At 27.3% G+C, this 11,928-nt stretch carries 11 protein-coding genes; 7 read left to right on the top strand and 4 right to left on the bottom strand.

Features of this window, described 5'->3' with window-relative positions; genetic code table 11:
- Positions 1 to 17: 17 nt before the first annotated feature.
- From Q7K47_03250 to Q7K47_03235, 4 genes are all read right to left on the bottom strand, one after another.
- Positions 18 to 581, bottom strand: coding sequence for a TetR/AcrR family transcriptional regulator (locus tag Q7K47_03250; protein ID MDP0506224.1), 564 nt, complete (start codon positions 579 to 581; stop codon positions 18 to 20).
- A 77-nt stretch (positions 582 to 658) separates the two neighbouring features.
- Positions 659 to 1,978 (bottom strand): outer membrane protein transport protein, encoded by a 1,320-nt coding sequence (locus Q7K47_03245; GenBank protein MDP0506223.1) that lies wholly within the window; start codon positions 1,976 to 1,978, stop codon positions 659 to 661.
- A 99-nt stretch (positions 1,979 to 2,077) separates the two neighbouring features.
- Entirely contained in the window at positions 2,078 to 2,542 is a 465-nt protein-coding gene (locus Q7K47_03240) for a dihydrofolate reductase (GenBank protein ID MDP0506222.1), read from the bottom strand.
- A 4-nt stretch (positions 2,543 to 2,546) separates the two neighbouring features.
- Positions 2,547 to 3,005, bottom strand: coding sequence for a tRNA (cytidine(34)-2'-O)-methyltransferase (locus tag Q7K47_03235; GenBank protein ID MDP0506221.1), 459 nt, complete (start codon positions 3,003 to 3,005; stop codon positions 2,547 to 2,549).
- 170 nt (positions 3,006 to 3,175) lie between these two features.
- On the opposite strand from Q7K47_03235, the gene Q7K47_03230 reads away from it, so the two are divergent.
- The 7 genes from Q7K47_03230 to Q7K47_03200 all read left to right on the top strand — a co-directional run bounded on the left by Q7K47_03230 (position 3,176) and on the right by Q7K47_03200 (position 11,904).
- Positions 3,176 to 3,802, top strand: a complete 627-nt coding sequence (locus tag Q7K47_03230; GenBank protein ID MDP0506220.1) for an MBL fold metallo-hydrolase — start codon at positions 3,176 to 3,178, stop codon at positions 3,800 to 3,802.
- 22 nt (positions 3,803 to 3,824) lie between these two features.
- Complete coding sequence (locus Q7K47_03225) at positions 3,825 to 4,745, top strand: FAD-dependent oxidoreductase (GenBank protein MDP0506219.1); 921 nt, start codon at positions 3,825 to 3,827, stop codon at positions 4,743 to 4,745.
- 25 nt (positions 4,746 to 4,770) lie between these two features.
- Positions 4,771 to 6,753 (top strand): transporter substrate-binding domain-containing protein, encoded by a 1,983-nt coding sequence (locus Q7K47_03220; GenBank protein MDP0506218.1) that lies wholly within the window; start codon positions 4,771 to 4,773, stop codon positions 6,751 to 6,753.
- A 1-nt stretch (position 6,754) separates the two neighbouring features.
- Positions 6,755 to 8,131: a sigma-54 dependent transcriptional regulator gene (locus Q7K47_03215; protein ID MDP0506217.1), complete on the top strand. Its 1,377-nt coding sequence runs from the start codon at positions 6,755 to 6,757 to the stop codon at positions 8,129 to 8,131.
- Positions 8,132 to 8,315: 184 nt separating this feature from the next.
- Positions 8,316 to 9,305: a TAXI family TRAP transporter solute-binding subunit gene (locus tag Q7K47_03210; protein ID MDP0506216.1), complete on the top strand. Its 990-nt coding sequence runs from the start codon at positions 8,316 to 8,318 to the stop codon at positions 9,303 to 9,305.
- 12 nt (positions 9,306 to 9,317) lie between these two features.
- The gene (locus Q7K47_03205) at positions 9,318 to 10,526 is read left to right on the top strand and encodes a sodium/glutamate symporter (GenBank protein ID MDP0506215.1); all 1,209 of its coding nucleotides are present in this window, start codon (positions 9,318 to 9,320) and stop codon (positions 10,524 to 10,526) included.
- 115 nt (positions 10,527 to 10,641) lie between these two features.
- Entirely contained in the window at positions 10,642 to 11,904 is a 1,263-nt protein-coding gene (locus Q7K47_03200; GenBank protein ID MDP0506214.1) for a DUF1015 domain-containing protein, read from the top strand.
- The last annotated feature ends 24 nt before the right edge of the window (positions 11,905 to 11,928 follow it).

The following is an 11,928-nucleotide window of genomic DNA, read 5'->3' as shown; positions in this document are numbered from 1 at the left end:
TTTAAAATAATGATTTTTTATTTTTTGAAATCTTCAAGTCTTTTATAAAGCATAGTAGCTGCTCCCTTTAAAAGTCTTTCTTTTATTTCTTTATCAGTTGGTTCAAAAAACCCAGTAGCAATTAAAGTAGCAAGACCGTGAGCATAAGTCCAACAATCTAAAAGTAGATCATCTTTAAAATCAGATGGTAATTCATCAAATCTATGATCTTTGTTTATTTCTTCTTTAGTTGCATCTCTAAATTTTCTGATTAAATCATCAAATGATTGTTCTCTTAAAAAAATAGAGGAAAATAAAGATTTGTTTTCTCTAGCGAACACACAAATTCCCATTCCAATATTCAAAAATATTAAACTTGAAAAAGGTCTGTTTAAATATTCTAAGAATCTGTCTTTAGCGTGCTCGATAAGCTCATTTTTTAAATCTGTAATAGAAGCATAATGAGCATAGATAGGTGCAGGTGATGCTTTTAGAGCTTTTCCTAAATTTCTGGCTGTAATAACATCTAGACCTTCCTTTTCAAAAATCTCAAATGCTTTATTAAAAATTTGGTCCTTTTGAAAGACTGCTTTTTTAGGCATAGTTTTCCTCCTTTATATAATAAATTGTTTAGCTTGTAATATTTTACAATTAAAATCAATAAAATTCAATATTTACATTATAATTTTTTAGTGAAAGATATTCCTACAGAAGAAATATTTTTATCGTAAACTAATGGATTAGCACCCAGTTTTCCATATTTATCATATGAATCTTCTTCATAGAAATAGTGGCTAACCGAGAATACTATTTCAGTATCTTCATTAGGAAGATATTTTATACCTCCACCAACTAAGAAAGAATCTAGAGCAAATTCAATATCAGAATAACTTTCTGACTTAGCACCAGTTTTAGCATAGTTAATTCCTGAAAGAATAGCAACTTTTTCATTAATCCAGTACTCAGTTCCTAAAGAAAGTTCCCATCCATTTTTATATTCAAAAGAATGTTCTGGAACATCTCTATCAATATTAGCAGATTCATTAAAATAATAATTCCCACCATAGAACATTGTCCATTTATCAGTTATTTTTTGAGAAGCACCAACAGCTAAGATTCCAGGTAAGTCTCTTCTATAACTAGCCCCATCAGCATATTGAGGAAAAAACATTTCAAATCCAAAACCAGGAAGAGTAGTGTTAGAAGTAGATTTTGTTTTAAATTTCATTTTTATAGGAGTATCATATCTTATTCCTATATTCCAAGTTTCATTAGGAGCGTAGTTAAGACCGAATTGACCTCCAAATCCCCAAGCAGTTCTTTCAGAATCTATGGATGCATTTAAAGGGATTTTGGCAACTATTGTATCATCTTGTTTTTTTGTTAATGTAGCATTTAAATTACCGCTTAATTTTCTATATCCATATACAACCTTACCTGCAGTAGATAAAGATAATTTGCTATTAACATTCCAAGCAGTTCCCAAAGTAGCTTGAGCATACATATTTTCTCCAGTTGCTGAATGAGAGTTAGCTATAGCAGTAAAATCATTAAGTTTTGGATCAAGTATTCCTAAATTAGAAAAATCTTCTAAAACTTTGATTCCAGATACTCCATCCTTATATTCTAGTTTTCCTCCACCAGCTTGTGGACCAAAGGTAAAGAAGTATCCCTTATCTTCCTGTACTTTGTATATTGCAAAGTTAGGTATTGGAGCTAGTAAGTCTGCATCATAAGTATTACTTTCTCCACTTTTGCTATCATATTTCATAGTTTCTTGACCGATAGCAACTTGAAGACCTCCAGTGAAATATGTTCCTTCTTCTAATCTCATAATACCTGCAGGGTTAAAATAAACTGTAGCTGATTTGTTGATAGCCCCTTGTTGAGCTGGGTTTGCATTATATTCGGGTGTATAATTTTGTACATGATCAATTGAAGCACCAAAAATAGTTGTAGATAATAATGTACTAATAATCCCTAATTTTTTTAAATTCAAATTTTAAACCTCCTAAAATAAAAATAACACATGTAATAATAACACACGTTATAATAACATATGTTATTTTAAATTACAAGTGTTTTTTTAGTTAGAAATTTAGAGCAAATACTCTCTATATGTGAATTCACAAAAGTTAGTTTCTTGTATTTGTTTTAATTTGTTTAAGTTAATTATTGGGAAAAATGTATCTCCATAATAATTCTTTTTTATATGGGAAATGCAGATTTTTTCTGCAAATTTTTTATCTAGAGTTTCTTTGTAAATATTAGCTCCTCCCATAATAAAAATTTCTTTATTAAATTTTTTTGCAAAGATTATTGCTTTTTCTAAAGAAGTGAATATAATTACATGAGATTTTTTTTTAAGTGTATTACTAATTACAATATTAATTCTGTTAGGAAGAGGTTTTCCTATACTTTCAAAAGTTTTTCTTCCCATTATAACAATATTGTTTTCTGTTAATTTTTTAAATAGTTTTAAATCTTCAGGAATATTCCAAGGAAGTCTTCCTTTAGATCCAATAAGAAAATTGTTATCCATAGCAACAATTATATTTATCATATTTTTATTCTCCGAAGTTAAAACCAGTTTGTCTCAAAGATTCATACAAAATAATAGCTGCAGAATTTGAAAGATTTAAAGAACGTCCCATAGGAATCATAGGAATAGTTATACATCTTTCAGGATTCTTTTTTAAAATTTCTTCTGGAATTCCTCTAGACTCAGGTCCAAAAACTATAAAGTCATTTTCATGATAAGTTACATCACTATAAGTTTGATGTGATTTGGTTGTGGCATAGAAGAAATTTCCATCGGGATTAGCTGCTAAAAATTCTTCCCAATTATTCCATTCAACTATTTTAACTAAATGCCAATAATCAAGTCCTGCTCTTTTTACTTGCTTTTCATCTAGAGAAAACCCAAGTGGTTTTATAAGATGTAAAGTTGAATTTGTTAAGACACAAGAACGCCCAATATTACCTGTATTATAAGGGATTTCTGGTTCGTATAAAACTATGTTCATTTTTTCCTCCTAAATTGTATAAAATAATAATTATTTTAATTTTTAATATAATAATAATTCTATCATATTATTTATATAAATTCTAATAATAATCCTTTATTTTTTTCTAGAAAAATGATAGTTTATAAGTATGTAATTATAAAAATATTTTAGGAGGAGAATTAATTATGATGAATATAAAGACATTTCTAACTGGTGGTTTTCAAACTAATAGCTATTTAGTTTGGGATGACAATAAAATTGCTTACATATTTGATTGTGAAGGAGAAGGATTGGGTCAGCTAGCAGAATTTGTGAAAGCTAATGAGTTAGATGTTAAATATATTGTCTTAACTCATGGACATTCTGATCATATTTGTGGATTAAATTTATTAAAGCAACTTTATCCTCAGGCTACAGTATTTATAGGAAAAGAAGATAGTGAGTGTTTAGGAGATGCAAAGTTAAATCACTCTAATTATATATTTGGTATAAATTTTGAATATAAACAAGAGTTTATTGAAGTTAAAGAAGGGGATATGATAGGGGAATTTAAAGTTATAGACACTCCAGGGCATACAATGGGTTCTAAAAGTTTTTTCTGTGAAAAATCAAAATTATTAATATCAGGGGATACAATGTTTAGAAGAAGTTTTGGAAGATATGATTTTCCAGGAAGTAGTGGTGAGATGTTGTTTGAAAGTTTAGGAAAACTTTGTCAGTTACCGGAAGATACAGTAGTTTATAGTGGACATACAGAGCCAACAACAATAGGAGAAGAAAGAGTATTTTTAAGAAGAATGGGGATAATAAAATAAACTATAAATAGGGGGAGAATTAATGGAAAAAATTTATGATTTAGTAGTAGTAGGGGGAGGACCTGCAGGATTAACTTCAGCTATTTATGCAAGTAGATCTAATTTATCTGTGCTAGTTATAGAAAGAAAAAATATAGGAAGTATTCAAATGGCCCATCAAATTGATAATTATCCTGGATTTCCAGAAGGTATTACAGGAACAAAATTACAAAATCAAATGAAAGATCAAGCTAAAAGATTTGGATCAGAGTTTTTAGATGCTACTTTTTTAGGAATAGATATATATGATAATCCTAAAATAGTAAAGACAGATAAAGTTAATATTAAAGCTAAATCTATAGTCATTGCTACAGGCTGGGCTAAAAATACAGGAAAAAAATTAAAAGGAGAGGCTGAATTTTTAGGAAAGGGAGTTTCTTACTGTGCAACTTGCGATGGAGCTTTTACAAGAAATAAAACAGTTTCTTTATTTGGCCAAGGTGAAGAAATAGCAGAAGAAGCATTATTCCTAACTAAATATTCACAAAAAATATATATATTTGTTACAGGAGAAGAATTAAAATGTAATGAAAACATATTAAAAACTTTAAAAGAGAATGAAAAAGTTGAAATAATTTTAAATTCTAAAGTAACTGAACTAAAAGGGGATAGTATTTTAGAGAAAGCAGAAGTTGAGATTAATGGGGAGAAAAAAGAATTTCCAATTCAATATGCTTTTTTATATTTAGGAACTAAAAATTCAACAGAACTTTTAGGAGAATTTGCTAATTTAGATGAAGATGGATTGATAGTTACAGATGAAACTATGAAAACAAATTTTGAAGGTATTTATGCAGCTGGAGATGTAGTAAGTAAGAAAGCTAGACAAGTTACAACAGCTGTAAGTGATGGAACAGTAGCAGGAATGGAAGTTATAAAATATTTATTGACTCAAAATAATTAAAAGTATTATTGAAAGGGAGGATGTAATGAAGAAAATTGTAAAGATAGTCTTTTTTTTCATAACTTATTCTTTAAGTATACTAGCTAATAATATAGGGAAAGAATATAAAGTTGCAATAGATCCTAAAATGCCTCCTTTTCAATTTATTGAAAATGGAGAATATAAAGGGTTGAATATAGATTTGTTAAATATTATAGGAAAAAGAAATAATGTAAGTTTTAAATATATTCCTATGGGAAAAGAACGTTCTATAAATGAATTGGATAAAGGGAATGTGGATTTAATACTAGGTATTAGATTTAAAGATGATTTAGTAAATAAAGTTAAGTTTTCAGATAATATTCTTCAATCTAGTACTTGTATAGTAACTTCTAAAAAGAATAGTTCTAAAGTGAAAAATAATTTTGGGGAAGAAGCTTTTGTAGTTGCTGTGGAAAAAGATTCGTCAGAATATGAATATTTAAAAAATTTAAAGAAAGTTCATTTTAATGTGACTTTAGATCAGGAATCTTTATTTGAATTATTAAAAATGGATAGAGCAGATTTTAGTATTGGGGTAAAAGAAGTTGCAGAATATTTGCTAGTTTCAGATGATGTGGAAGAAAAATATGAACTTATAAATAGCTATACAGCTCCTATAAGTTATTATATAGGAGTTTCTTTATTAGATGAAGATTTACTTGATTCTATAAATACGGAATTAAAGAATATAAAAATAAATGGAGAATATGAAAAGCTTTATAATAAATGGACTAAAAATTTTGAAAAAGAAAAATTAAAAAAGATTACGAATATGATGACTAGAATTTCATTGTTAGCTGGTTTTTTAATTATAATATTTTTAATTTCTTTCTTTTGGAATTTTCAGTTAAAAAAGAAAGTTAAAGGGAAAACATCAGAATTATTAGAATCTAATAAACAGTTAGAAGATAAAATTATCGAAATTAGAAATACTACAGAGTTAAATAGTATTATTTGTGAAAGTAGTCCAAGAGGTATAGTTATATTGAATAGAAACGGTGAAGTTAATTTTTTAAATAATAATACTTTGGAAATGTTTAATTTATCTTCTAAATATATAGGTGAAAATATAAAGAATATACCTATTATAAATGAAATGCTTACTCAAGAAAAATTAAAAGCTATTATAAATAATGAAAAAATTAGTTTTACCAATGATTTATTAAAAATAGTAAATGAGGAAGAACATTATTTCAGATATATGATTTATCAGTTGCTAGATTATAAAAAAAATGTTATTGGGGTATTTTTAACTATTGAAGATGCTACTAGAGAAAAATTACTGAAAGAAAGAGCGGCTGAAAAAGAGAAAGAAGCAGCAATTTCAAGTATGATATCAGGAATTGCTCATGAAATAAGAAATCCTTTAACCTCTATAAGGACTTATGTGGAGATATTGCCTTATAAGCAAGATAATGAAACTTTTAAAAAAGAACTTGTAGAAATAGTGCCTAAGGAAGTTGATAGGGTGAGCAAACTAATTGAAAATTTAATTGATTATTCTAAACCAAGATCAGTGAACATAGAAAAAATAAATATTTTTAATTTAGTAGAGTCTTGTGTTCTTTTGGTAAAACCAACAGTTTCAAAATCTAAAATTAAATTAAAAACTACTATAAATGATAATTTAATTATAAAAGCTGATAAAAATCAATTAAAGCAAGTTATTATAAATATACTTTTAAATTCAATAGATGCTATAAATGATAAAAAGGAAAAGTTTGATGTTAAAGAAAAATATAATATAACAATAGATGGATATAGAGAAAAGAATAAAGTATGCATGAGTTTTTTTGATAATGGAATAGGTTTGAAAAAGAAAGAATTGGAAAATATTTTTAAAATATTTTATACAACAAAAGCTAATGGAACAGGTATAGGGTTAGCAGTATCAAAACAATTGATAGAAAAAAATAATGGAGAAATATTTGTAGAAAGTAAAGAAAATGAATATACAAAATTTATAATAAAATTTGAGGAGGCTTAAAATGAAAAGAATACTTATTATTGATGATGAAAAATATATTTGCTCCTCTTTAACATATGCATTAGAAGATAAATATAAAATTAAAGCCACAACAAATCCTGAAGAAGGAATAAAGTTAATCAAAAATACACAAATAGATTTAATTTTATTAGATCTTAAGATAGGAGAAGTAGACGGTTTAGAATTGTTAGAGAAAATAAAAGAAATTAATGAGAAAATAATAGTTATAATTATGACTGCTTATGGATCAATAATGTCTTCAGTTGATGCTATGAAAAAAGGAGCATACACTTATTTAACTAAACCTTTAAATATAGAGGAGTTATACTTGACAATAGAACAAGCTTTAAATTTTAAAGAATTAAATGAAAAGGTTGAATATTTAAGTGAAGAATTGCAAAATAAATATGAGTATAAGGGGATTATAGGGAAAAGTAAATCGATGAAAGAAATATTTTCTCTTGTAGAGAGGTTGAAAGATGTAGATACAGGAGTATTGATTTCTGGAGAAAGTGGAACTGGAAAAGAATTAGTTGCTAGAGCTATTCATTTTTCAGGGAAAAGAAAGGATAAGAATTTTGTAGAAGTTAATTGTGCGGCTATTCCTGAAGGACTTTTAGAAGAGGAATTTTTTGGACATAAGAAAGGAACTTTTACAAATGCTATTGCAGACAAAGTTGGAAAATTTCAATATGCAGATGGAGGAACTATTTTTTTAGATGAAATAGGAGATATGAGTTTAAGTTTACAGTCTAAATTGTTAAGAGTTCTTCAAGATAAAAAATTTATTCCTCTTGGGTCAAATGAGATTATAACAACGGATGTAAGAATAATATCAGCGACAAATAAAAATTTAAAAAAGATGGTAGAAGATGGAATGTTTAGAAGAGATCTTTATTTTAGATTAAATGTTGTTGAGATTAAACTGAGTCCTTTGAGGGAAAGAAAAGATGATTTGCCATTTTTATTTGAGCATTTTATAAAAATATATAACAAGGAAATGGATAAAAATATTAGAGGATTGACAACGGAAGCTAAAAGATTTTTATTAGATTATGATTATCCTGGAAACGTAAGAGAGTTATCTAATATAATTGAAAGAGGAGTTATACTGGCGGTTGATGAAAAAATAGATGTTAAATCATTGCCTTATAATATATTAGAAAATTTTAAAGGGAAAGAAAAATATGGCAATAATTTTTCAGATGAAGATATAGATGAATTAGAGAATTTATTAGGTTTAACATTAAAAGATGCAGAGAGGATACTAATAAAAAAATGTTTGGATAAAAATAAGGGTCATAGAAAAAATACAGCAGAAATGTTAGGTATTAGCGAACGAGGTTTACGTAATAAAATAAAAGAATATGAGTTATAGAGGAAAAAAGTTCTCTTTAGTATTAATGCGGCAATTATTTCCGGTGTTTTAGGAAAAAGTTGCCGCATTAAATTATTATAGGGGGAATAGTTTTGAAATGGAGAAAATTATTCTAGAAAAAAACATAAGTTAGAAAAAAATAAAATTTGGCATAAAAATTGCTATATAAAAGGGTGGTGGAAATATGAAACTAAAAAAAAGTAATTTGTTATTAATTCTGTTGTTAATAATTTTTAATTTAAGAATTTTAGGGATGGAAACTAGGGAGAGTGATAGGAGTAATAAGGAATTTATAACTATAGGGACAGCTCCCATTAGTGGACTTTTTTATCCAATAGGTCTTAGTTTTTCAAGATTTATAAAGGAAGCTGGGTATAATTGTTCAGTTAGATCAACAGGAGGATCTGGGGATAATATTGACTTAATTTTAAGTGATAAAGTTGAAATTGCAATAGCAATGTCAGATTCTGTTGTTCAAGCGTATAATGGAGTTGGAGCATATGAAAATAAAGGACCGGCTAAGAATTTAAGATGCATCATGGGACTTCATTATAATTATGTTCAAATAATAACTAGAGGGAATTCAAATATTAATAAATTTGAAGATTTAAAAGGAAAAAAAGTAGGATTAGGTGTTTATAATTCAGGGGTAGAATTAAATGCGAGGTTAATTTATGGGGTTCACAAAATGGAGTATTCTGATACGAAAGTGGTTTATGCTTCTCCAGGAGAGTTAGTGGAACAACTTAAAAAGGGAGTTTTAGATGCGATATTTTTAACAAATGGTGTTCCTAATCCAGTGATAACTAATTTACAGAAAAATATAAATATTTCTTTTGTTTCTATAGAAGAGAGTAAGATAAAAAAATTAGTTGCTAAATATCCATTTTTTCATAAGGAAATTATAGATAAAGATATTTATAATTTACACAAAGATGTATATACAGTTGGGGTTAAGGATATAGTTATATGTGATGAGAAATTATCAGATAAAGTAGTATATGATATAACTAAAAGTATTTTGGAGAATTTAGAAGATTTAAAAGCAGAAAATGAAGTTATCAGAAGAAATGTATTTTTAGAAAGTTCTTTAGAAAATATTAAAATTCCATTTCATAATGGGGCGATTAAATATTATAAAGAAAAAGGTATTTTAAAAAGAAAAATAGAGTAGGAGAGTGATTTTATGTTGAATGTTAAAATTGATATGTTTCAAACGTTAGGGGTTACAGTATTATTAATATGGATAGGAAATTATTTGAGAAGTAAATTTGGAGTTTTAAAGAAATATTGTATTCCTGCTTCAGTTGTAGGTGGACTATTATTTGCGTTAGTTGCTTTAGGGTTACATAATTTTGAAATAGTTCAATTTACATTTGATAAAGGTGTTATTAATAAGTTTTTCTATTGTGTTTTCTTTGCAGCAGCAGGAGCAGCAGTAGGATTAAAATTATTAAAAAAAGGTGGAAAATTAATAATAATTTTTACAATATTAGTAGCAATATTAGAAACATTACAAAATTTCTTGGCTATAGGAGTTGGGAAAATATTTAATATTAATCCATTAATAGCTTTAATGACAGGATCTACACCAATGACAGGTGGGCATGGAAATGCAGCAGCTTTTGCACCAGTTGCAGAAGCGATGGGAGCTACAGGAGCTATGGAGGTTGCTTTAGCAGCAGCAACATTTGGACTTGTTGCAGGATGTATAGTAGGAGGACCATTAGGAAAAAGATTAGTAGAAAAACATAATCTTAAAGGGAAATTTTCTTCTGAAGAAATTGAAGAAATGGAAAAAGAGAGTCAACTTAAAAACTTTGTGGATCCTAAAAAATCAATGCTTGCAGTATGCTTAATGTTTATAGCAATAGGAATTGGATCAGTTTTCTTTAACTTATTTAAAACACTTGTTCCAGGAGTTAAATTACCAATTCATGTAATGTGTATGGTTGGTGGTTTATTAGTAAGAAACTTCTATGAAAAAATACATGGAGAAAGCCCAGATATATTTCAATCTGTTGATATAATTGGAGAAATATCTTTAGCAATGTTTATCACAATGTCAATTATGACAATGAAATTATGGCAATTAGCAGGATTAGCTATTCCTATGGTTGTTATGTTAGCTTGTCAAGTGTTGCTTGCTTACTTATTTGTAACACAATTAACATTCAGATTCTTAGGTAAAAATTACGATGCAGCAATAATGGCTGTTGGTCATAATGGATTTGGACTTGGAGCAACACCAGTTGCAATGGCTACAATGAAAACAGTTTGTGATGAGTTTGGTTATTCTAAACTAGCATTCTTTGTTGTTCCTTTACTAGGAGGATTAATATGTAACTTAACAAATGCGGTTATAATAACATCTTTCCTAAATTTCTTTAAGTAAACCCGTTTATTTATTATATATATATGAAAAACCGCCGATGCAAGTTGGCGGTTTTTTAATATTTATAATTATGTTATACTTATAATGGAAGTAAGAAATTTTTTGGGAGGCATTAATGAAAAATATAGGATTTTGCAAAACGGATATATTATTACCTAAAAAAGATTTAGAAAAATGGAGTACAATTGCTTGTGATCAATTTACATCTAATATTAATTATTGGAAGGATGTTGAAAAAATAACAAAAGGTTATCCTTCAGCGTATAATATTGTATTTCCAGAAGTTTATTTAGGAAGTATAGATTTTGCTAATAAAATAAACGATATTAATTTGAAGATGGAAGAATATTTAAAAAATGACATATTTAAAGAATATAAAAATTCAATGATATATGTAGAAAGAAAATTATTAGATGGAAGTATAAGGAAGGGAATAGTAGGAGCTTTAGATTTAGAGGAATATGATTTTAATATAGGATCTAATTCTTTGATTAGAGCTACAGAAGGAACTGTTATGGATAGATTACCTCCAAGAGTAAAGGTTAGAAAAAAAGCTTCTTTAGAGGTGCCGCATATATTAGTTTTAATAGATGATGAAAAAAAAGAAATAATAGAACAATTTTCAAAAAAGAAGCGAGAATTAGAAAAGGTATATTCCTTTGATTTGATGAAAAGTGGAGGACATATAGAAGGATTCTTATTAAAAGAAAAAGATATTGGAATAGTAGAAAATAAATTATCAAAATTAATAGGAAAAGAATATTTTGAAAAAAAATATAATTTACAAGGAGAGAAGCCATTTTTATTTGCCATGGGGGATGGAAATCATTCTCTAGCAACAGCTAAAAAATGTTACGAAGATTTAAAAAAAGAAATAGGAGATGAGAAAGCTAAGAAAAGTTTATCAAGGTTTGCTTTGGTTGAAATTAATAATTTACACGATAATTCTTTAAAGTTTCAAGGAATACATAGACTTATTTTTGATGTTGATCAAGATCATTTTCTAAAGAAATTAGAAGAATATTCTTTAGAAAATAGAAAAACAAATTATGAAACTCAAAATATAATATTGGTAAAAGAAAAGAAAAAAATTAAACTAAAGATAAAAAGTCCAAGACATAATTTAGCAGTTGGAAGTATTCAAATATTTTTAGATGAATATTTAAAAGAGTTTGGAGGAAAAATAGATTATATTCATGGAGAGAAAGAAATTTTGGAATTTTCAACAGATGGTAAGGTGGGGATAATTTTAGAGAGTATAAAAAAATCACAATTATTTAAGACTATTTTATTAAATGGTGTTCTGCCTAGAAAAACATTTTCTATGGGGGAAGCTGAGGAAAAACGTTATTATTTAGAATCTAGAAAAATTAGATAAACAGAAAAAGCCTATCTGGGCTTT

Source organism: Fusobacterium sp. JB019 (assembly GCA_030673965.1).
Taxonomy (GTDB): Bacteria; Fusobacteriota; Fusobacteriia; order Fusobacteriales; family Fusobacteriaceae; genus Fusobacterium_B.
Note: the sequence above shows the minus strand (reverse complement) of the source record. Positions and strands in the feature narration are given on the sequence as shown.